Here is a 20,479-nt window from a genome sequence, read left to right on the forward strand (position 1 = left end):
TTCCTGAACTGGTGGATCGGAGACAGCCGCCCGCAGGAAGCCGCCTCCCGGCGAACCGGTAAATTCTCAATTCTATCCGTAGCGCCAGCCTCCCTGAAGCGCGACGTCGGATCGGGACGGCGCAAAGCAACGCAGGCATGGACAATCGCGCACCGTGAGCGTCGAACACTACGAGAACTTTCCTGTTGCTTCCTGGCTGTGCCCGGCCCGATTGCGCCCGCCCATCATCGCCATCTACCATTTCGCTCGCACGGCCGACGATCTGGCGGACGAAGGAGACCTGCCACCGCCTGAGCGTCTGGCCCTGCTCGCAGACTATCGCCGCGATCTTGCGCGGGTCACATCAGGCGAATCGCCCTCACCCCGATGGTCAGGCGTATTCGAGCCGCTCCGGTCCGCGGTCCGCGCGTTCAGCTTGCCGCCCCGGCTGCTGGACGAGCTGCTGGATGCGTTCATGCAGGACGTCGGCAATCCGCTCTACCCCGACCGCGACCGTCTGCTGGACTATTGCCGTCGATCGGCAAACCCCATAGGGCGACTGCTGTTGCATCTCTACGGCATTGACGATCCGGCCGCACTGGCCCAGTCGGACGCCATCTGCAGCGCTCTTCAACTGATCAACTTTTGGCAGGACTTCAGCGTCGATCATCCCCGCGGCCGTTGCTACCTGCCGCAGGACATGGCGCAGCGGCACGGTGTCGACCTCGACGCGTTGCTGCACGGTAAGGCGGCAGGGGCGCCGGAACGCGCGCTGCTGGCGACCCTGTGCCAGTGGACTGCCGACTTGATGCAGGAAGGCGCGCCCCTGGTTCGGCGGCTTCCTGGCCGGGTGGGTTGGGAATTACGGCTGGTGGTGCAGGGCGGATTGCGTATCCTGGAGAAAATCGAGGCCATGAATCCCGCGTCCTTCACCTACCGCCCGACGCTCGGGGCGCTCGACCTGCCACCGATGTTGTGGCGCGCCCTGCGCATGCCCGCGGGCCGAGCAAGATGACCCCTCAGCAATACGTCCAAGACAAGGCGGCCGCCAGCGGCTCATCTTTCTACTATGCCTTCTTGTTCCTTCCGCCGCAGCGCCGGGCTGCGATCACGGCGTTCTATGCCTTCTGCCGCGAGGTCGACGATGTCGTCGACGAGGTGCAGGACGCACAGGTCGCCGCGTCCAAACTGGCATGGTGGCGAGGCGAGGTGGCGCAAGCCTTTGCGGCTCGGCCCAGCCACCCGGTCACCCAGGCACTTTGGCCGCTGGCCCAGGAGTTCGACATCCAGGCCAAGCACCTGCTCGCGGTCATCGAAGGCTGCCAGACCGACCTGGATCAAAACCGCTTTCTCGATTTCGGGGCTCTTCAGCGATATTGCCATCTGGTGGCCGGCGTCGTCGGCGAGGTGGCGGCGAACATCTTTGGCCGGAGCCAAGCGCAGACTCTGGACTATGCCCACCGCCTCGGGCTGGCCATGCAACTGACGAACATCATTCGCGATGTGGGCGACGATGCCCGTCGCGGACGCATCTACCTGCCGATGGATGAAATGCAGCGCTTCAACGTCAAGGCCAGCACGATCCTCAAGCGCGATGCACCCTGGGGCTACAGTGCCGACTTCCAGGCCTTGATGCGATTCCAGGCCGAGCGGACCCATCGCTTGTACGACGAGGCGATGGACCTGCTACCTGATGCGGACCGGGTGGCACAGAAGCCGGGTTTGATGATGGCCAATATCTATCGAACCTTGCTGCGAGAGATCGAGGCCGACGGGTTCCAGGTTCTGCACCAGCGCACCTCGTTGACGCCCCTGAGAAAGCTCTGGATCGCCGCGCGCACCCATTGGCAAGGTCGCTGATGAGTTCACCGTCCTGCCGAGTCGCGGTGATCGGGGCCGGCTGGGCGGGTTTGTCCGCCGCCGTGCAGGCAACCTCCATGGGCCATGCCGTCACGCTGTTCGAGATGGCGCACCAGGCCGGCGGCCGTGCCCGGACCCTACCCCACGCAGGACAACCGCTGGACAATGGCCAGCACATCCTGATCGGAGCCTACCGCGACACCCTGGCCTTGATGCGACGCGTGGGCGTCGATCCGGAAGCCGTGTTGCACCGCGCCCCGCTGGCGTTCGTATTCCCGGACGGCAGCGGCCTGCGCCTGCCGCCCGGACCGGCCGTGCCGGCGTTTGTTCGTGGCGTGCTGGGATGGTCCGGCGTACCGCTCGCCGACCGCTTGCGGCTGCTTTGGTTGGCGGCTCGGTGGCGGATGCAAGGGTTTCGCTGCGACGCCCGTTGGACGGTCAGCCAGTTGGCCCAGACCTGCCCGAAGTCCCTTTTTGATGGCCTGATCGAGCCTCTCTGCCTCGCTGCCCTGAACACCCCTGCCCGGCAGGCCAGCGGGCAGGTCCTGCTCAACGTGTTGCAGGATGCGCTGTTTGTCGGCGCGGGAGCATCCGATCTCCTGCTGCCTCGAATGCCGCTGAACGAACTGTTGCCGCTGCCGGCGCTGCAGTGGCTTCAACGCCACGGGACGGTATGGCGGCCGGGCGTTCGGGTCCACGCACTGAGCCGGCATGAGCAGGGTTGGCAGGCGGATGGGGAAACCTTCGACCATCTGGTGCTGGCCTGCTCGGCTGCCGAAGCCTCGCGGCTGATGGCACCGCATGCGCCGACTTGGGCCGCCCGCGCTGCCGCGCTACGTTACGAACCCATCGTGACGGTGTGGCTGGAGGCGCCCCAGGCGCGATGGCCGGAACCCATGATGGCGTTCCCGGCCGGCCCTGCAACGGGACACGACCCCGCTCAGTTTGGCTTCGACTTGGGGCAACTCGGTGCCAGGGCGGGCCTGTTTGCCATGGTCGTCAGCGGCGCTGCCCAATGGGTCGAACAAGGGCGACGGGCGATCGCCGACGCGGTCGTCACCCAATGGCATCGGCACTTCGGCCACCAGCCTCCGGTCGACGTGGCCGCGATTCGAATCGAACAGCGGGCGACGTTTTCCTGCACGCCGGCCATGCTCCGCCCGGACGGCGCACCGCTGCCCGGCATTTCCGTTGCAGGAGACTACATCGCGGGCCGCTATCCGGCCACGCTGGAAGGCGCCGTGCGCTCCGGTTTGGCGGCCGTCGCCACCCTGTGAATCGATTGATCCCGCAGACCCGGCGTCGCCATTGAGGTCGCAGTGCCCGGAAACGATTTCGCCATGTAAAAATGCATTCCAAACGACCACGAGATCACCATGGCCCGCAAAGACGCACAGACTCCCAGCATCCAGGTGCTTGCTCGCGCCTTCGCGCTTCTTGACGAACTGGCCGCCCAGCAAGATCCCGTCGCGCTCAAGGATTTGAGCGAACGAACCGGCTTGCATCCGTCCACGGCGCACCGGATTCTCAACGATCTGGCCGCCGGCCGACTCGTGGACCGCCCCGAGGCGGGCAGTTATCGCCTGGGCATGCGCCTGCTGGAGTTGGGCAACCTGGTCAAGGCCAGGCTGGATGTCCGCGACGCGGCTTTGGCGCCGATGCGCGAATTGCACAAGCTCACGCATCAGCCCGTCAATCTGTCGGTGCGCCAGGGCGACGAGATCGTCTATATCGAACGCGCCTACAGCGAACGCTCGGGCATGCAGGTGGTGCGGGCGATTGGCGGACGGGCTCCGCTGCACCTGACCTCGGTGGGCAAGTTGTTCCTGGCGTTCGACGACCCGCAGCGCGTGCGCAGCTACGCCACCCGAACCGGGCTGACCGGACACACGCGCAACAGCCTCACCGACCTCCCCTCGCTGGAGCGCGAGTTGCTGCGCGTCAAACGCGAAGCGCTGGCGCGCGACGACGAGGAACTCGAACTCGGCGTACGGTGCATGGCCGCCGGCATCTTCGACGACCAGGGCAAATTGGTGGCAGGGTTGTCGGTTTCAGCCCCTGCCGACCGCCTGGAAGAGTCGTGGCTGGAGAGGGTCAAGGCGACCGCGGCGCAGATCTCGGCGGCATTGGGACACCGCGGGCCGGTGCCGGCCGCCTGAACGACCAAGGGCATCGGCAGCCCGGGGGGGGGGGGGGGGGGCCAGCGCAACCGATGGCGCCTCAACGAGGCGCTGCGTGCTGCGTCAAAATCAGCCGGCCGTGGACCGGATCCCGTGCGCAGCAGCCTGAGGCTGACCAGTCAGCAGCCATTTGCGGATGCGCTCGGCATCGCCGATACGGGAATATTTTCCTGCCGAATCCAGCAACACCATGATGAGCTTGCGGCCGGCGAGCTTCGCCTGCATCACCATGCATTGCCCCGCCTCGGTGATGTAGCCGGTCTTCTGCAGGCCGATGTTCCATTCCGGGCTTCGCACCAACTGGTTGGTCGTGTGGAACTCCATGGGTCGGTGGCCGACTTCCACTTCGTACTGCGGCGAGGTCGTCAGTTCACGGATCAACGGCACCTTGTACGCCGCCTTGACCAGCGTGGCCAGATCGCGCGCACTGGACTGGTTCTGGCTGGACAGGCCCGTCGGCTCGACATACCGGGTGTCGTTCATGCCCAGCGACTTTGCCTTCGCATTCATCGCGCTCACGAAGGCGGTCAACCCGCCCGGGTAGTAACGCCCCAAGGCATGAGCCGCGCGGTTTTCAGACGACATCAGCGCCAGATGGAGCATCTCACCGCGGGTCAACTGGGTCCCGACCCTCAAGCGAGATCGGCTGAACTTCTCGGTATCGACGTCGTCCTGCGCCACCGTCAGCGTCTCATCCATCGGAAGATTCGCTTCGTTGACCACCATCGCCGTCATCAACTTCGTGATCGAGGCAATCGGCAGAACGGCATCGGAGTTCTTGTTCAACAGAACTTCGTTCGTGTCTTGGTCCAGCACGTAGGCGACGCTGGACTTCAGTGCCAACGGATCCTGAGTGTTGTGCAGGCCCGCCATCTGCCCGAACGACACCTTGGCCGGCTCTGCATCCGCATGGACGACCGGATGGACGGCTGCCTTCGACGGATGCACCTTCGTCCGATGAGTCGCCGCCACCGCGTGATGAGCATGACTCGACTTGCCGGTTGATTTGCCGGCTTTGCCCTTGTGCGACTTGGCCTTGGCATGGTGTGCGTGGGTCGTATGCTCAGCCGCATTCTGCGTTTGCGCGTGAGCCACGTTGACGAGCGCGCCGGCAACGACGAGCGCCAACCCCAGCGATCCGACTCGAGTCAATACATTCATTTTGGGTGTCACCATGTTGGCCCTACGACAGATGCCTGAGTCTATTTGAAACAAAAAAGACATGCAAGATCAAAAGCTTGCATGTCTTTCCTAAAGTGCCAGATACCGATCGTTCGGATCTGGCTCCCGGTCACCCCTGGGCTACGACCCGATCCACGCTGCCATGCAGCTTGTTCAACGCCGCCAGATAGGCTTTGGCCGACGCGACAACGATATCCGGGTCCGAACCGACCCCATTGACGATTCGTCCACCATGCTGAAGACGGAACGTCACCTCGCCCTGGGATTCTGTGCTTCCCGAGGTGATGGCGTTGACCGAATAGAGCAGCATTTCTGCGCCACTTTGAACATGAGCCTCGATGGCTTTGAGGCTGGCGTCCACCGGTCCGTTGCCATCGCTTTGACTGCTCACCTCACGCTCGCCGATCAGGAATGTGACTTGCGCCTGGGGCCGCTCGCCCGTTTCCGAATGCTGGTTCAGCGCGATCAGACGATAGTGCTCATGCTCTGCCGAGACACTCTCGTCGCCGACGAGCGCGATGATGTCTTCGTCGAAGATTTCGCTCTTGCGATCGGCCAAATCCTTGAACCGGGCGAACGCGGCATTGATCTCGGCTTCGGACTCGAGTTCGATGCCCAGTTCCTGCAGGCGCTGCTTGAACGCGTTGCGGCCCGACAGCTTGCCCAGCACGATCTTGTTGGCAGCCCAGCCCACGTCTTCGGCACGCATGATCTCGTAGGTATCGCGAGCCTTGAGCACACCATCCTGATGAATGCCGGAGGCGTGTGCGAACGCATTCGCCCCAACCACTGCCTTGTTCGGCTGGATGACGAATCCGGTGGTCTGACTGACCATGCGTGAGGCCGGAACGATCTGCGTGGCATCCACCCCGACGTCGAGCTTGAAATAGTCGCGCCGGGTGCGCAAGGCCATCACGACTTCTTCCAGCGAACAATTGCCGGCCCGCTCGCCCAAGCCATTGATGGTGCATTCGACCTGGCGCGCACCGCCGATCTTGACGCCGGCCAGCGAGTTGGCCACCGCCATGCCCAGATCGTTGTGGCAGTGCACCGACCAGATCGCCTTGTCGGCGTTCGGGATGCGCTCGCGCAAGTCCTTGATGAAGTTGCCGTAGAGTTCGGGAATGGCATAACCCACGGTGTCGGGCAGGTTGATGGTCGTGGCACCTTCCGCGATCACGGCCTCGATGACCCGGCACAAAAAGTCGGGGTCGGAGCGGTAGCCATCCTCGGGAGAGAACTCGATGTCGCCGCACAGGTTGCGCGCAAAGCGCACCGCCAGCCTGGCCTGCTCGAAGACCTGATCGGGCGTCATGCGCAGCTTCTTCTCCATGTGCAGCGCACTGGTGGCTATGAAGGTGTGGATGCGGCTGCGCGCAGCGCCGGCCAAGGCCTCGGCGGCACGCGACAGGTCGCGGTCGTTGGCCCGCGCCAGCGAGCAGACGGTCGCATCCTTGATGTGGCTGGCAATGGTCTTGACCGCTTCGAAATCGCCGTTCGAAGCGGCGGCGAAACCCGCCTCGATCACATCGACCTTCAGTCGCTCCAGTTGCCGCGCAATGCGCAGCTTCTCGTCTCGCGTCATCGAGGCACCCGGAGACTGCTCGCCGTCGCGCAGGGTGGTGTCGAAAATGATCAGTTTGTCGCTCATGCGAAAGTCTCCTCGGCGAATGTATCGGATGAATGGGCAGAAGGGCCTTGCAGTGCCCGGTTCAGCCCGCTGAGCGCGGCCTTCATGGAGGCATGAACCAGATTGCCGTCCATGCCGACGCCGAACAAGGTACGCCCCGCCACCCTCATCTCAAGATAGGCGACGGCGCGGGCCTGCGCACCGCCGCTCAAGGCATGTTCATGGTAATCGAGCACGTCGATCTCTTGTCCGATGGCGGTCTGCAGACCGGCCACGAAAGCCGCCAGCGGACCATTGCCTTGCCCGTCCACATGGTAGATCCCCCGTACTGTGTTGACGTTTGCCCGGACGCGCACTTGGCCGTCGGCGAGTTCGCCGGACCGGACCATGTCCAGCACCGGTTCGGGTCGAACATAGACCTGCTGGAACAAGGCCCACAGATCGGCCGCCGTCATTTCCCGACCTTGCACGTCCGTGACCCCCTGCACCACTTGACTGAATTCGATTTGAAGCCGCCGCGGCAACTCCAGTCCATACTCTGCTTCCAACAGGTAGGCGATGCCGCCCTTGCCGGACTGGCTGTTGATCCGGATCACCGCCTCGTAGCTGCGCCCCAGGTCCTTGGGGTCGATGGGCAGGTAGGGCATGTCCCAGATATCACCCTCGCGGCGTGCCGCAAGAGCCTTCTTGATGGCGTCCTGGTGCGAACCAGAAAACGAGGTGTAGACCAGATCCCCGACATAAGGGTGGCGCGGCGACACCGGCAGCTGGTTGCAGTGTTCGACGGTCCGGCGGATCGCGTCGATGTCTGAAAAGTCCAGTCCCGGCAACACGCCTTGGGTATAAAGATTCAGCGCGATGTTCACCAGATCCACGTTGCCGGTGCGCTCGCCATTGCCGAACAGGCAGCCTTCGATGCGATCGGCTCCCGCCATCAGCGCGAATTCGCCCGCGGCGGTACCGGTGCCACGATCGTTGTGAGGATGCACTGACAGCACGATGGCCTCGCGACGGGCCAGGTTCCGATGCATCCATTCGACCATGTCAGCAAAGATGTTGGGGGTGGAGTGCTCGACGGTGGACGGCAGGTTGACGATGCACTTGTGCTGCGCAGTGGGTTGCCAGACCTCGGTCACGGCATCGACCACACGCTTGCTGAACGCGAGCTCGGTGCCGGAAAACATTTCGGGCGAGTACTCGAAAGTCCACTGCGTGCCCGTTTGCTCGGCGGCCAAATCGCGGATCAGACGTGCGTGCTCGGTCGCCAAGTCGACGATGCCGCCTTCGTCCAAGCCCAGCACCACGCGACGCATCACGGGCGCCGTGGCGTTGTAGAAGTGCACGATGGCCCGAGGGACGCCGCGCAGTGCCTCAAAGGTGCGGCGAATCAGCGGCGCTCGGGCCTGCGTCAGCACCTGGACGGTGACATCAGCAGGAATGCCATCTTGCTCGACGAGTTGGCGCACGAAGTCGAAATCGGCTTGGGAGGCACTGGGAAAGCCGACCTCGATCTCTTTGAACCCGATCTGCACCAAGGTATCGAACATGCGCCGCTTGCGCACCGGATCCATGGGCTCGATCAGCGCCTGATTGCCGTCGCGCAGGTCGACGCTGCACCACTGCGGCGCACGCGTCAGTTGGACGTCCGGCCAACGGCGGTGAGGCAGGGACACCGGCGCAAATGCACGGTACTTGGTGGCAGGGTTCTTGAGCATGGACATCGGGCGCATCTCCGGGAGGTGTGAGGTGCACGCAGCCGGAAAGAAAACGGCCCGCTGCGTGACGCTGGCGGGCCGTGGATCCGAATGGAATGACTGGAAATTCTACAGACGTGTTCGATCGGCGGCCCGCTCGGTGGCTAGGGGCAGCGCTAGCAAGGCGAAGCAGGCTTGCAAGATCATGATTTCAATATAACACGCCAGGATCAATGCAGGCCGCGCTCGTCGGGCTCATCGGTCGACGTGGAGATGACGCTCACAGGTCGGCCATGGGATTTGCGCCACCCATAGACTGCATAACCCGACAAACCGTAAACCCCAAAAATCGCGAAGAGCACGATGGGCGGATGGATCGTGATCGCAGCGATGGCCAACGCGATCAACACCGTCACGACGAAAGGCACCGTGCGTTTGAGGTTGACGTCCTTGAAGCTATAGAACGGCACATTCGTCACCATGGTCAGTCCCGCATAGAGGACCACGACAAACGTCAACCAAGCCAGCGGCATCGAGGTCGACACATCCCTGAAGCCGGCGTCATCCAGGACCCAGATGAAACCGATCACCAGCGCGGCGGCGGCCGGACTGGGCAAGCCTTGGAAGAAGCGCTTGTCGACGATCCCTATATTCGTATTGAACCGGGCCAGGCGCAATGCTGCGCACGCGCAGTAGACAAACGCCGCCACCCAGCCGGCTTTGCCCAGGCCTTTCAGCGCCCACTCGTACACGATCAGGGCCGGCGCCGCGCCAAAGCTGACCATGTCCGACAGGCTGTCCATCTGCTCGCCGAACGCACTCTGGGTGTTGGTCATCCGGGCCACGCGACCATCGAGGCTGTCCAGCAGCATGGCCCAGAAAACGCCGTACGCGGATTGTTCGAAACGGCCATTCATGGCCATGACGATCGCGTAGAAGCCACCAAACAGCGCTCCCAGCGTGAACAGGTTGGGCAGGATGTAGATGCCCTTGCGGCGCGGCCGTGGGGTCTCGGTCAACTCGAGATCGTCATCGTGCAGCTCGGGATCGGGTCGGGTCATGGGCCTTCAGGCGTTGCAATCATGGGGCCGGAGGATACATCAGGCCATGCAACGAAAAGGGCCGCTCGACGGCGGCCCCACTCGCAACAAAAGCTGGGCGATGGCCTCAGTTACGGCTCTTGTCCACCAGCTTGTTGGCCTTGATCCAGGGCATCATCGCGCGCAGCTTCTCGCCGACGATCTCGATCTGGTGTTCTTCGGTCAAGCGACGGCGCGAGATCAACGTCGGCGCGCCGGCCTTGTTCTCGAGGATGAAGCTCTTGGCATATTCACCGGTCTGGATGTCCTTCAGGCACTGTTGCATGGCCTTCTTGGTCTCAGCCGTCACGACCTTGGGGCCGGTGACATATTCGCCGTATTCGGCGTTGTTCGAGATCGAGTAGTTCATGTTGGCGATGCCGCCTTCGTAGATCAGGTCCACGATGAGCTTGAGTTCATGCAGGCACTCGAAGTAGGCCATTTCCGGCGCGTAACCGGCTTCGACCAGCGTCTCGAAACCTGCTTTGATCAACTCCACCGTGCCGCCACACAGCACGGCTTGCTCGCCAAACAGGTCAGTCTCGGTTTCTTCGCGGAAATTGGTCTCGATGATGCCAGCCTTGCCGCCGCCGTTGGCCACGGCGTAGCTCAGCGCCAGGTCACGGGCCTTGCCAGTCTTGTCCTGGTACACGGCCACCAGATGAGGCACGCCGCCGCCTTGACGGTAGGTGTTGCGAACGGTGTGGCCCGGCGCCTTGGGAGCGACCATCCACACATCCAGGTCGGCCCGCGGTTGGACCTGACCGTAATGCACATTGAAACCATGCGCGAAGACCAGCGAAGCGCCGGACTTGATGTTGGGCTCGACCTCGTTGCGGTACACGTCGGCGATCTGCTCGTCCGGCAGCAGGATCATGACCACGTCGGCGGCCTTGACCGCATCGGCGATCTCGGCCACCTTCAGGCCGGCGCCTTCGGCTTTGCCCCAGGAAGCACCGCTCTTGCGCAGGCCCACGGTGACCTTGACACCCGAGTCGTTCAGATTCTGGGCATGGGCATGACCTTGCGATCCGTAGCCGATGATGGTGACGTTCTTGCCCTTGATCAGGGAGAGGTCGGCGTCCTTGTCGTAATAGACCTTCATGGGATTCTCTCTAGCAGTGAGTTCAGGTTCAGGCGGGAAGGGATTGTGATCGAAGCCGATCAGACACGCAAAATGCGCTCGCCGCGCCCGATCCCGCTGGAGCCGGTGCGTACGGTTTCAAGAATGGCGGCGCGATCGATGCCTTCAATGAAGGCGTCGAGCTTGCCGGCATCGCCGGTCAGTTCGATGGTGTAGCTCTTCTCGGTGACATCGATGATGCGGCCGCGAAAGATGTCGGCCATGCGCTTCATTTCCTCGCGCTCCTTGCCGACCGCGCGCACCTTGATCAGCATGAGTTCGCGCTCGGTGTAGTGGCCCTCCGTCAAGTCCACCACCTTCACCACGTCCACCAGCCTGTTCAGATGTTTGGTGATCTGCTCGATCACCTCGTCAGACCCGGTCGTGACGATGGTCATGCGCGACAACGACGCATCTTCGGTGGGCGCCACCGTCAGACTTTCGATGTTGTAGCCGCGGGCCGAGAACAGCGCCACCACGCGGGACAATGCGCCGGGCTCGTTCTCGAGCAGCACGGCAATGATGTGTTTCATGGCTATCTCCTGGTGCGCTCTTCAGACCGGCAGCGGTAACCGCCGGGCCTTGGCCGCACCCTTCGAATCCGTCAGTTGAATATGTGTCTTGTACCGTTCAGCGGTTTCGGGCTTGCGCAAGCCGCGCCGGCGGTAACCGGCACACCTGGCAAGCCATCGACGGCTTACAAGTCTTCAGACCCCAGCAGCATCTCGCTGATGCCCTTGCCCGCTTTGACCATGGGCCAGACGTTCTCGGTGCGGTCAGTGCGCACGTCCAAGAACACGGTGCGATCCTTCAAGCGGATCAGCTCCTTGAGCGCCGGCTCCACCTCGGAAGGCTTGTCGATCTTCAAGCCAATGTGGCCATAAGCTTCGGCCAGCTTGACGAAATCGGGCAGCGCATCCATGTAGCTGTGCGAGTAGCGGCCCTGATAGTCCAGTTCCTGCCACTGTCGCACCATGCCCAGATAGCGGTTGTTGAGCGAGATGATCTTCACCGGCGTCTTGTACTGCTGGCAGGTGGAGAGTTCCTGGATGCACATCTGGATCGACCCCTCACCGGTGATGCAGAACACGTCCGCATCGGGCTTGGCCAGCTTGATGCCCATGGCATAGGGCAGACCAACGCCCATCGTGCCCAGGCCGCCAGAGTTGATCCAACGACGAGGTTCATCGAAGCGGTAATACTGCGCCGCCCACATCTGGTGCTGACCGACGTCGGAGGTGACATAGCTGTCGGTTCCGCGCGTCAGTTCCCACAGGGTCTGAACCACCTGCTGAGGCTTGATCACGTCGTCGCTGAGCTTGAACTTCAAGCAGTCCTGCTTGCGCCACTCGTTGATCTGGCCCCACCACTGCGACAAGGTGCCCGCATCAACGCGCTGCTGCGCTTCGCGAACCTGCCCGATCAGTTCCTGCAACACATCCTTGACGTCACCGACGATGGGAATATCGACCTTGACGCGCTTGGAGATGGACGAAGGATCGATGTCGATGTGGACGATCTTGCGCTCCACCGACGCGAAGTGCTTGGGGTTGCCAATCACACGGTCGTCGAATCGGGCACCGACCGCCAGCAGGACGTCGCAGTGCTGCATCGTCATGTTGGCCTCGTAGGTGCCATGCATGCCCAGCATGCCCAGGAACTTCGGATCCGACGCCGGTGTCGCCCCCAGGCCCATCAGCGTGTTGGTGACCGGGTAACCCAGCAGGTCGCACAGTTCGCGCAACTCGGCCGACGCGTTCCCCAGGATCACACCGCCACCGGTGTAGATGTAGGGGCGCTTGGCGTTCAGCAGCAACTGCACGGCTTTGCGGATCTGGCCGCCATGTCCCTTCTTCACCGGGTTGTAGGAGCGCATCTCCACATGGTCCGGGTAGTGGAACGGCGTGGTCTTGAGCGAGACGTCCTTGGGAACGTCGACCACCACGGGGCCGGGCCTGCCGGTGCGGGCAATGTGAAAGGCCTTCTTCAGCGTGATGGCCAGATCGCGCACGTCCTTGACCAGGAAATTGTGCTTGACCACCGGGCGCGTGATGCCCACGGTGTCACACTCCTGGAAGGCGTCCAGTCCGATCGCGGGCGTAGGCACTTGGCCGGTGATGATCACCATCGGGATCGAATCCATGTACGCGGTAGCGATACCGGTCACGGCATTCGTCACCCCCGGTCCGGAGGTGACCAGGGCCACGCCCACATCGCCAGTTGCGCGCGCATAACCATCGGCAGCGTGCACCGCCGCCTGCTCATGGCGCACCAAGACGTGTTGGATCGTGTCCTGCTTGTACAGGGCATCGTAGATGTAAAGCACCGATCCACCCGGGTAGCCCCAGATGAACTTGACGTTCTCGGCCTGCAGGCAGCGAACGAGGATCTCCGAGCCGTTCGGCTCCTGAGCGGTGGCGGAGGGGGAAGAATTGTGCGGTTGCGCCAAAGCGGCGCGCTTGACTTCCGCGGCAGACATGTCCATTTCGAACCTCTGTGAATTTCTCTGACGAAAAACCTTCGGTGCCTCTTCTCGCGCCCTCGTGAGGCGGAATCAAGACCTGCGCGATCAACAACTGCCGTCACCCGCGGTCGGGGCGGCCTGAGACCATTCGCAAATTGTGCGAAGCAGCATTATTACATCGTTGCCGCACCAGCCATGAGACGGCGAAGTTCGAATGCCATAATTCCGCCGTCCTTCATCAGATCCGGCAAACGGACCGCCAAGACTTTGGCCACCGACAAAGAACTATCCGACTTCCTCAAGGGCATCGAAAAGCGCGCGTTCAAGCGCACGGTGTACACCGTGAGAAGCGAGGATGCCGCGCTGGACATCGTCCAGGACACCATGATCCGGCTGGCCGAAAAGTATGCTGATCGGCCAGCGGCAGAACTGCCTCTGCTGTTCCAGCGCATCCTGTCGAACGCCACCATGGACTGGTTCCGGCGGCAAAAGGTGCGCAATGCCGTGATGCAGAACATGTCCGATTTCGAAGGATCGGATGAGGAAGGCGACTTCGATCTGCTTGAAACGCTCGAGACCATGGAAGGGTCGCTGGGTGCCGAAAGCGCTGCCGACACCTATGGCAGGGAACAAATTTTGCTAGTTATTGAGCAGGAAGTGGCACAACTGCCGGGGCGTCAACGCGAAGCCTTTCTGCTGCGTTACTGGGAGGAACTGGACGTCGCCGAGACGGCTGCCGTGATGGGCTGCTCGGAAGGGAGTGTGAAGACGCATTGCTCCCGCGCGGTGCACGCACTGGCCAAGTCGCTCAAAGCCAAGGGAATCGCGCCATGAAAACACCTGCCAACGTCTTTGCACATGACACGGCTTCCAGTTTGGAGGCCCGCTTTGGCCTGCGTGTCGCAGCCGCCCTGACCCGCCACGTCGACGCGGCGGACCCGGACATCCGCGAGCGCCTGCGTTTCGCCCGCGAGCAAGCCCTTGAGCGGGTGCGCGCACAGCGCCGCGCGGTTGCGACCGCAGGCGGTCAGGCGATCGTGATTGGCATGAGCCCGTCGGGTGCTGCGGTGCTGGGCAGCCATCCTGCATGGTGGACCCGTCTGGCCTCGCTGGTGCCGCTGGCTGTCTTGGTCGGCGGATTGTTTTTGATCGACCAGTCGCTGGATCGCGCACAGATCAACGCTGCTGCCGATGTCGACAGTGCTTTGCTGGCAGACGATTTGCCGCCGGCGGCCTACAGCGATCCGGGTTTTGTCGAATTTCTGAAGAATCCACGGGACTGACGTGCGATCCATTCAGCCCACACCGAACCGGAAACTGATTGCGGCGATCCTGTGGTTTGTCCTGGCCTGGGGTAGCCTCTGGAGTTCAGGTGTTGTTGCAGCCGAACCCAAGACGGCAGCCAGCCCTGCCTGGGCCCGGTTGACGCCTCAGCAACAGGCGGCCCTGGCCCCACTGGCCGACGAATGGCAGCAACTGCCACCCGAACGCCGTCAGAAATGGCTGGAGATTGCTGCTCGCTTCCCGTCCATGCCGCCAGACCAACAAACCCGCCTGCAGCGACGGATGAGCGACTGGGCGAAGTTGTCGCCGCGGCAACGCGGGCAAGCGCGTCTGAATTTTCAGCAGGCTCGTCAAGTTCCCAGTCAGGACCGCCGCGCCCAATGGGAGGCCTATCAAGCGCTTCCCAAAGAGCGTCGCGAAGCCCTGGCCCGTGAAGCGGCACATCCTGCGCATGCCTCATCAGCCCCGGCACGCGTCATGCGCGGCGCCCCCCTGGGCGAGCAAGCTCGAAAGTCCAACATCGTCCGTCCCCCTAGCGTGCAGCGCCCACGCTCGGTCGCCCCTACGCTGGTGCAAAACGGTCCCGGGGCGACCACCAATCTCGTCACCGTGAAGCCACATCCTCCGCTGCACCAACGCAGCGGAAAACTCAAGATCAACGTGGAACCCACGATGGTGGACAGGATCACCCTGCTGCCCAAGCCAGCGGCACCACCGGCCGCCCATCCAGCGCCCGCGCCGCTGCCACGCCGTCCGGCGTCCGCACCTTGAGCACGGCCGACAGCACTTCGGGTGCGCCCCCCGTTCAGACCCCGAGCCTGGCCCGTCGGCTTGCCTGCTTTGTTTATGAGGGCGTGCTGCTGTTTGGCGTGCTGATGATCACGGGCTATCTTTATTCAGCGCTGACCCAGATGCACCATGCCATGCAGGGGCGACTGGGCCTGCAACTGTTCCTCTTCGTCGTGCTGGCCATTTACTTCACCTGGTTCTGGTCGCGGGGTGGGCAAACGGTGGCCATGCGCGCTTGGCATATCCGCTTGGTTGACGTCAGGGGCGAACCGGTCTCTCAGCCCCGCGCTTTTGCGCGCTACCTGCTCGCATGGCTGTGGTTTGTTCCGGCGTTGCTCACGCTGTGGTGGCTAGGAAGTACTGACTGGGGCACGGCGTTTGTCGTCTTGGGAGCCGGTATCCTGGGATTTGCGCTGCTCTCGCGTTTGCACGCCCAACGCCAGTTCTGGCACGATGCCCTCTGCGGTACGCGATTGATCACCTGGCGATCTAAAACACCTCGCCAAGAAGTGGATCCGCGCGGCTGATTGCCAGATTGATATCAGCGGCGGCCGGCCCCAACCAAGCGGGGCCAGACAAGCCGGGCATCACTGCGGACATCGACCTGGTCAGCCCACCCGATTCGGTTCTCTTGTCCTGCTGGTTCTGCGTCGACATCAAGACCGATACACCACCTCGCGCGCCATGAAAGCCTCTGCCCGCCTGTCTGTCTGCGTTTACTGCGGTTCCCGCCACGGCGCAAATCCCGAATTCACCGCCGCGGCGCGTGACATAGGACGCCAGATCGGACAACGGGGGTGGCGCCTGATCTATGGTGGTGGAAACGTCGGCTTGATGGGCGAAGTGGCCGATGCCGCGCTTGGCGCAGGCGGCGAAGTCGTCGGCGTGATTCCTGAACGACTCGTGCAAAAGGAAGTTGCGCATCTCGGACTGACCGAATTGCGGGTCGTGCGAACCATGCACGAACGCAAACGGGCGATGGCCGAGATGGCCGACGCCTTTCTTGCACTGCCGGGCGGCATCGGCACCCTTGAAGAACTGTTCGAGGTCTGGACTTGGCGGCACATCGGCTACCACGCCCGGCCGATCGGACTTTTGGACACGCAACGCTATTACAGCCCGCTGATGACCTTCCTAGACCGCGGCTGCCACGAGGGTTTCATGGACAACCGTCAGATGAAGATGCTGACTGTGCACGAGGACCCCACCACCGTGCTGGACCAGTTGGCTGCTGCCGTACAGGCCGGCCACGGCAACGACGTCGGCTTCCAGTTCATCTGAAACTGGCGGACTCCGACCTCCGCCAGTCTCGTCGTCAAACAGCGGATTCGTCGGTTTCGCCGGTACGGATGCGAACGACTTGCTCGACCGACGTGACGAAGATCTTGCCATCCCCGATCTTGCCGGTCTTGGCTGCCTTGACGATCGCCTCGATCGCACGGTCGACGTCACTGTCCTTGACGACCACCTCGACCTTCACCTTGGGCAGGAAATCCACCACATACTCGGCCCCGCGATAGAGCTCGGTGTGCCCTTTCTGGCGACCGAAGCCCTTGACTTCGGTGACGGTCAAGCCCGATACGCCGACTTCAGCCAAGCCCTCGCGAACCTCTTCCAGCTTGAACGGTTTGATGATGGCAGTGATTTGCTTCATGGGGAACTCCGGCTAGAACGAGGGATACAGCGAGCGAAGCCGAATTTAAGCACGGAACTTCGACGTGATCGGATACCTCCAGTCGCGCCCGAAGCCTCGGTGGGTGATGCGAATGCCCACAGGCGACTGACGTCGCTTGTATTCGTTGATCTTGATGAGCCTCGTGACCCGTTCGACGTCCGCGCGCGAGAACCCTGCAGCCACGATGTCTTCCAGTCCCTGGTCGTCCTCCATGTACCGCGCCAGAATCGCATCGAGGATCTCGTAAGGCGGCAGGCTGTCCTGGTCCGTCTGGTCCGGACGAAGTTCGGCCGATGGTGCTCGGGTGATGATGCGCTCCGGAATCACCGGGCCGACGGATCCATCGGCCCGGAGGCTCGGTTGCCGGTTCTTCCACTCGCACAACCGGTACACCCAGGTCTTGGCCACGTCCTTGACGACGGCAAAGCCGCCCGCCATGTCGCCGTAGAGCGTGCAGTAGCCCGTGGCCATTTCGCTCTTGTTGCCGGTCGTCAACACGATGGCGCCGGTCTTGTTCGACAAAGCCATCAGCAAGGTGCCTCGAACTCGAGCCTGGATGTTTTCCTCGGTGGCGTCTTCCGGCAAGCCGGCAAACTGGTCTGCGAGCGCACCCCTGAAAGCATCGAACATCGGGCTGATATCGATCTCGTCGTAGCGCACGCCCAGTCGCTCGACCATGTCGCGTGCGTCCAGCCAGGATATTTCTGCCGTGTAACGTGACGGCATCATCACTGCGCGAACACGGTCTGCCCCCAGCGCGTCGACCGCCAGCGCCAGCACCAGGGCGGAATCCACACCACCGGACAAACCGATGATCGCCCCCGGAAACCCATTCTTGCCCAAGTAGTCGCGTACGCCCATCACCAGTGCGGACCATACCTCGGCTTCGGGCCCCGGCAGCGACGCCAATTCGCCGCTGACCGAGCCATCCGCGGCCACCGTCACCATCCAAGTGCTTGCCTCGAAACTGGGGGCCCGCGCTTGAACCCGGCCGTCTCGGTCGACTGCAAACGAGGCTCCGTCGAACACGACCTCGTCCTGCCCCCCGACCAGATGTGTATACAGCAACGGCAGTTGCAGCGAACGGGCTCGGGACGCCATGCGCGATTCGCGTTCAAGTTGTTTGCCAACGTGGAACGGAGACGCGTTGAGCACGCACAGCACTTGCGCTCCGGCAGCTTGCGCCGCGAGAGCCGGCTCATCGAACCAGGCATCCTCGCAGATCAGCACGCCAAAACGCAGGCCTGCCACCTCGAACACCACGGCAGCCCCGCCTGCGTCGCGCCCCGAGGTGAAATATCGGCGCTCGTCGAAAACTTGGTAATTGGGAAGTTCGCGCTTGAAATAGGTGGCCAGGCGATGGCCTCCTACCAGCACGGTGGCCGCATTGAAACATCGCGGCAGGGACAAAGACTTCGACCTAACATCGTCTCCATGTCCAACCGTTTGCTGCGGATGCCCCACCACCAGATGCAAGCCATCGCAGTCGGCCAAGCGCCGCGCCAGATCATCGAGGGCCTGCTCGCAGGCCTGCATGAAGGCCGGCCTCAGGAGCAGGTCTTCGGGAGGATACCCCGTCAGCGCCAGCTCGGGTGCCAGCGCGACGAGCGCGCCCTGGGCATGGGCCGCTCGTGCGGCTTCCTCGATCAAGCGAACATTGCCCGGCAGGTCTCCCACCGTGGCATTGATCTGCATGAGCGCTACCTGGACGCGAGCCGAGCTTGACATGGACGCTACCGAAGACGAAGCGAACGATTATCACATCGCGGTCCTTGAAGACCCCGCCCTCGTCCCAGCCGCCGAATGGAATGCCCTGCTCGCGGCCAGCCCGATGCCGACGCCCTTCATGCGGCACGAGTACCTGCTGGCACTGCACCGATCTGGCAGCGCAGTCGCGGAGAGCGGCTGGACACCTCAGTTCATCGCGGTACGCCATTCGGGGCACCTGGTGGCTGCCGCGCTGGCCTACCGGAAGAGCCACTCCTACGGTGAATACGTGTTCGACTGGGCCTGGGCTGACGCCTACGAGCGCCATGGTCTCGCCTATTACCCGAAGCTGTTGAGCGCCGTCCCGTTCACGCCGGTGCCGGGCAGCCGACTGCTGGCGACGAGCGACGCAGGCCGGCGCCAGTTGCTGAAGGCCCTGCGGGCACTGGCTCAGCACACGGGCCTCTCCTCCGCTCACCTGCTGTTCATGGACTCAGCGGACGCGACGGCGGCACAGGCGGAAGGCTGGATGCTGCGCAGCGGCGTGCAATTCCACTGGACCCAAAACGTCGACGCGCCCCATGCCAGCTTCGACGACATGCTGGCCCGCATGCAGCGCGACAAGCGCAAAAAAATCCAGCAGGACAGGCGCAAGGTATCCGAGGCCGGCGTCAAGTTCACCAGTGCCGTGGGGCGCGAGATCACCGAAGTCCAGTGGGACTATTTCTATCGATGTTATGTCCAGACCTACCGTGCCCACGGATCCACGCCCTACCTGGCGCGCTCGTTTTTCCGCGAAGTCGCCAGCGCCCTGCCGGACCATTGGCTGCTATTCACCGCTTGGAAAGAGGGACGGCCGGTGGCCTGTTCCCTGGTGGCCATCGACCGCAGCCAAGGTGTCGCATGGGGTCGCTACTGGGGAGCGACCGAAGCGATTCCCTGCCTGCACTTCGAAGCCTGCTACTACCAACCCCTGAAATGGTGCATCGAGCAGCGATTCCTGCGCTTCGAAGGCGGGGCCCAGGGCGAACACAAGATGGCGCGCGGTCTGCTGCCGGTGAACACCTTGTCGGCCCACTGGCTGGCCCACCCGCAGTTTGCACGGGCCATCGAGGACTTTCTAGCGCGGGAAGGCGCCGGGGTAGATGCCTACCTGGACGAACTGCGGGAGCGCAATCCATTCCGTGACGGGGCACAGAGCCGCTAGCTCGCCTTCGTGCCCGCCTCGCCCCTCAGGCGCCGGTCTTGGTCGACTGGTAGTTCTTCAGTCCGTCGACCACTTCCTGCATCGCCGACTCAGGCCCCTCCCAGCCGGTCACCTTGACCCACTTGCCGGCCTCCAGGTCCTTGTAGTGCTCGAAGAAGTGCTGGATCGCCTTCAGACGCATTTGGTTGATGTCGTCGGGCTTGTTCCAGTGCGAGTAGATCGGGCAGACCTTGGTGATGGGCACTGCCAGTAGTTTGGCATCGACCCCCGCTTCATCCTCCATCTTCAGTACACCCAGGGGACGACAGGTAACGACGACGCCGGGGGTCAACGCATAAGGCGTGATCACCAGGACATCCACCGGATCGCCATCGTCCGACAAGGTGTCGGGGATGTAGCCGTAGTTGCACGGGTAGTGCATCGCCGTGGTCATGAAACGGTCGACGAACATGGCGCCGCTGGCCTTGTCGACCTCGTATTTGATCGGGTCGGCGTTCATCGGAATCTCGATGATGACGTTGAACTCTTCAGGCGCCTTGGCGCCGGCTGGAACGTTGTGCAGGCTCATGCTGGTCTCGGTGAGAAGGTGGTACGGGAACAGCCGGATTCTACGGAAGCCCCTTGCC

Annotated in this window: 20 protein-coding genes; 10 read left to right on the top strand and 10 right to left on the bottom strand. The window is 62.9% G+C overall.

Going from position 1 to position 20,479, the window contains the following annotated elements:
- Positions 1 to 154 precede the first annotated feature (154 nt).
- From hpnC to AC0N04_RS15030, 4 genes are all read left to right on the top strand, one after another.
- A complete protein-coding gene (gene hpnC / locus AC0N04_RS15015; protein WP_474283037.1) occupies positions 155 to 994 on the top strand; it encodes a squalene synthase HpnC in 840 nt (279 codons plus the stop codon).
- A complete protein-coding gene (gene hpnD, locus AC0N04_RS15020; protein ID WP_474283038.1) occupies positions 991 to 1,839 on the top strand; it encodes a presqualene diphosphate synthase HpnD in 849 nt (282 codons plus the stop codon). Before hpnC ends, hpnD begins: the two co-directional genes overlap by 4 nt.
- On the top strand, positions 1,839 to 3,116 hold the full coding sequence (gene hpnE / locus AC0N04_RS15025; protein WP_474283039.1) for a hydroxysqualene dehydroxylase HpnE: 1,278 nt from the start codon (positions 1,839 to 1,841) through the stop codon (positions 3,114 to 3,116). The genes hpnD and hpnE overlap by 1 nt, the downstream gene beginning before the upstream one ends.
- A gap of 99 nt (positions 3,117 to 3,215) precedes the next feature.
- Positions 3,216 to 3,998, top strand: a complete 783-nt coding sequence (locus AC0N04_RS15030) for an IclR family transcriptional regulator (protein ID WP_474283040.1) — start codon at positions 3,216 to 3,218, stop codon at positions 3,996 to 3,998.
- Positions 3,999 to 4,088: 90 nt separating this feature from the next.
- On the opposite strand, the gene pbpG is transcribed toward AC0N04_RS15030, so the two are convergent.
- From pbpG to AC0N04_RS15065, 7 genes are all read right to left on the bottom strand, one after another.
- Positions 4,089 to 5,180: a D-alanyl-D-alanine endopeptidase gene (pbpG, locus tag AC0N04_RS15035; protein WP_474283041.1), complete on the bottom strand. Its 1,092-nt coding sequence runs from the start codon at positions 5,178 to 5,180 to the stop codon at positions 4,089 to 4,091.
- A gap of 130 nt (positions 5,181 to 5,310) precedes the next feature.
- Positions 5,311 to 6,852 (bottom strand): 2-isopropylmalate synthase, encoded by a 1,542-nt coding sequence (locus tag AC0N04_RS15040; protein WP_474283042.1) that lies wholly within the window; start codon positions 6,850 to 6,852, stop codon positions 5,311 to 5,313.
- Entirely contained in the window at positions 6,849 to 8,546 is a 1,698-nt protein-coding gene (gene leuA / locus AC0N04_RS15045) for a 2-isopropylmalate synthase (RefSeq protein ID WP_474283082.1), read from the bottom strand. Before leuA ends, AC0N04_RS15040 begins: the two co-directional genes overlap by 4 nt.
- Before the next feature lie 209 nt (positions 8,547 to 8,755).
- Positions 8,756 to 9,586, bottom strand: coding sequence for a CDP-diacylglycerol--serine O-phosphatidyltransferase (gene pssA, locus AC0N04_RS15050; protein ID WP_474283043.1), 831 nt, complete (start codon positions 9,584 to 9,586; stop codon positions 8,756 to 8,758).
- Between the two features lie 106 nt (positions 9,587 to 9,692).
- Positions 9,693 to 10,709: a ketol-acid reductoisomerase gene (gene ilvC, locus AC0N04_RS15055; protein WP_474283044.1), complete on the bottom strand. Its 1,017-nt coding sequence runs from the start codon at positions 10,707 to 10,709 to the stop codon at positions 9,693 to 9,695.
- A gap of 59 nt (positions 10,710 to 10,768) precedes the next feature.
- Positions 10,769 to 11,260 carry an acetolactate synthase small subunit gene (ilvN, locus tag AC0N04_RS15060; RefSeq protein WP_474283045.1) on the bottom strand — a complete coding sequence of 164 codons (492 nt, stop codon included), beginning with the start codon at positions 11,258 to 11,260 and terminating at the stop codon, positions 10,769 to 10,771.
- Between the two features lie 164 nt (positions 11,261 to 11,424).
- Positions 11,425 to 13,212: an acetolactate synthase 3 catalytic subunit gene (locus tag AC0N04_RS15065; protein ID WP_474283046.1), complete on the bottom strand. Its 1,788-nt coding sequence runs from the start codon at positions 13,210 to 13,212 to the stop codon at positions 11,425 to 11,427.
- Positions 13,213 to 13,386: 174 nt separating this feature from the next.
- Here AC0N04_RS15065 and AC0N04_RS15070 point away from each other — a divergent pair, with 174 nt between their 5' ends.
- The 5 genes from AC0N04_RS15070 to AC0N04_RS15090 all read left to right on the top strand — a co-directional run bounded on the left by AC0N04_RS15070 (position 13,387) and on the right by AC0N04_RS15090 (position 16,545).
- Positions 13,387 to 14,025 carry an RNA polymerase sigma factor gene (locus AC0N04_RS15070; protein WP_474283047.1) on the top strand — a complete coding sequence of 213 codons (639 nt, stop codon included), beginning with the start codon at positions 13,387 to 13,389 and terminating at the stop codon, positions 14,023 to 14,025.
- On the top strand, positions 14,022 to 14,474 hold the full coding sequence (locus AC0N04_RS15075; RefSeq protein WP_474283048.1) for a DUF3619 family protein: 453 nt from the start codon (positions 14,022 to 14,024) through the stop codon (positions 14,472 to 14,474). Before AC0N04_RS15070 ends, AC0N04_RS15075 begins: the two co-directional genes overlap by 4 nt.
- Position 14,475: 1 nt before the next feature.
- Positions 14,476 to 15,246, top strand: coding sequence for a DUF3106 domain-containing protein (locus AC0N04_RS15080; protein WP_474283049.1), 771 nt, complete (start codon positions 14,476 to 14,478; stop codon positions 15,244 to 15,246).
- Entirely contained in the window at positions 15,243 to 15,791 is a 549-nt protein-coding gene (locus tag AC0N04_RS15085) for an RDD family protein (protein WP_474283050.1), read from the top strand. The genes AC0N04_RS15080 and AC0N04_RS15085 overlap by 4 nt, the downstream gene beginning before the upstream one ends.
- A 157-nt stretch (positions 15,792 to 15,948) precedes the next feature.
- Positions 15,949 to 16,545: an LOG family protein gene (locus AC0N04_RS15090; RefSeq protein ID WP_474283051.1), complete on the top strand. Its 597-nt coding sequence runs from the start codon at positions 15,949 to 15,951 to the stop codon at positions 16,543 to 16,545.
- Between the two features lie 34 nt (positions 16,546 to 16,579).
- On the opposite strand, the gene AC0N04_RS15095 is transcribed toward AC0N04_RS15090, so the two are convergent.
- A complete protein-coding gene (locus tag AC0N04_RS15095) occupies positions 16,580 to 16,918 on the bottom strand; it encodes a P-II family nitrogen regulator (RefSeq protein ID WP_474283052.1) in 339 nt (112 codons plus the stop codon).
- Between the two features lie 45 nt (positions 16,919 to 16,963).
- Entirely contained in the window at positions 16,964 to 18,667 is a 1,704-nt protein-coding gene (locus tag AC0N04_RS15100; protein ID WP_474283053.1) for an NAD+ synthase, read from the bottom strand.
- On the opposite strand from AC0N04_RS15100, the gene AC0N04_RS15105 reads away from it, so the two are divergent.
- Entirely contained in the window at positions 18,666 to 19,853 is a 1,188-nt protein-coding gene (locus AC0N04_RS15105; RefSeq protein WP_474283054.1) for a GNAT family N-acetyltransferase, read from the top strand. The genes AC0N04_RS15100 and AC0N04_RS15105 overlap by 2 nt on opposite strands.
- Positions 19,854 to 19,878: 25 nt before the next feature.
- Here AC0N04_RS15105 and ppa read toward each other — a convergent pair whose 3' ends face one another.
- Complete coding sequence (gene ppa, locus AC0N04_RS15110) at positions 19,879 to 20,421, bottom strand: inorganic diphosphatase (protein WP_474283055.1); 543 nt, start codon at positions 20,419 to 20,421, stop codon at positions 19,879 to 19,881.
- Positions 20,422 to 20,479 lie beyond the last annotated feature (58 nt).

It is taken from the genome of Ideonella sp. sgz306126 (assembly GCF_056032705.1).

Coding starts and splice junctions, on each gene's coding strand:
- hpnD (WP_474283038.1), top strand. CDS start 991: ATGACCCCTCAGCAATACGTCCAAGACAAGGCGGCCGCCAGCGGCTCA.
- hpnE (WP_474283039.1), top strand. CDS start 1,839: ATGAGTTCACCGTCCTGCCGAGTCGCGGTGATCGGGGCCGGCTGGGCG.
- AC0N04_RS15030 (WP_474283040.1), top strand. CDS start 3,216: ATGGCCCGCAAAGACGCACAGACTCCCAGCATCCAGGTGCTTGCTCGC.
- pbpG (WP_474283041.1), bottom strand. CDS start 5,180: ATGAATGTATTGACTCGAGTCGGATCGCTGGGGTTGGCGCTCGTCGTT.
- AC0N04_RS15040 (WP_474283042.1), bottom strand. CDS start 6,852: ATGAGCGACAAACTGATCATTTTCGACACCACCCTGCGCGACGGCGAG.
- leuA (WP_474283082.1), bottom strand. CDS start 8,546: ATGCTCAAGAACCCTGCCACCAAGTACCGTGCATTTGCGCCGGTGTCC.
- pssA (WP_474283043.1), bottom strand. CDS start 9,586: ATGACCCGACCCGATCCCGAGCTGCACGATGACGATCTCGAGTTGACC.
- ilvC (WP_474283044.1), bottom strand. CDS start 10,709: ATGAAGGTCTATTACGACAAGGACGCCGACCTCTCCCTGATCAAGGGC.
- ilvN (WP_474283045.1), bottom strand. CDS start 11,260: ATGAAACACATCATTGCCGTGCTGCTCGAGAACGAGCCCGGCGCATTG.
- AC0N04_RS15065 (WP_474283046.1), bottom strand. CDS start 13,212: ATGGACATGTCTGCCGCGGAAGTCAAGCGCGCCGCTTTGGCGCAACCG.
- AC0N04_RS15070 (WP_474283047.1), top strand. CDS start 13,387: ATGAGACGGCGAAGTTCGAATGCCATAATTCCGCCGTCCTTCATCAGA.
- AC0N04_RS15075 (WP_474283048.1), top strand. CDS start 14,022: ATGAAAACACCTGCCAACGTCTTTGCACATGACACGGCTTCCAGTTTG.
- AC0N04_RS15090 (WP_474283051.1), top strand. CDS start 15,949: ATGAAAGCCTCTGCCCGCCTGTCTGTCTGCGTTTACTGCGGTTCCCGC.
- AC0N04_RS15095 (WP_474283052.1), bottom strand. CDS start 16,918: ATGAAGCAAATCACTGCCATCATCAAACCGTTCAAGCTGGAAGAGGTT.
- AC0N04_RS15105 (WP_474283054.1), top strand. CDS start 18,666: ATGGACGCTACCGAAGACGAAGCGAACGATTATCACATCGCGGTCCTT.
- AC0N04_RS15100 (WP_474283053.1), bottom strand. CDS start 18,667: ATGTCAAGCTCGGCTCGCGTCCAGGTAGCGCTCATGCAGATCAATGCC.
- ppa (WP_474283055.1), bottom strand. CDS start 20,421: ATGAGCCTGCACAACGTTCCAGCCGGCGCCAAGGCGCCTGAAGAGTTC.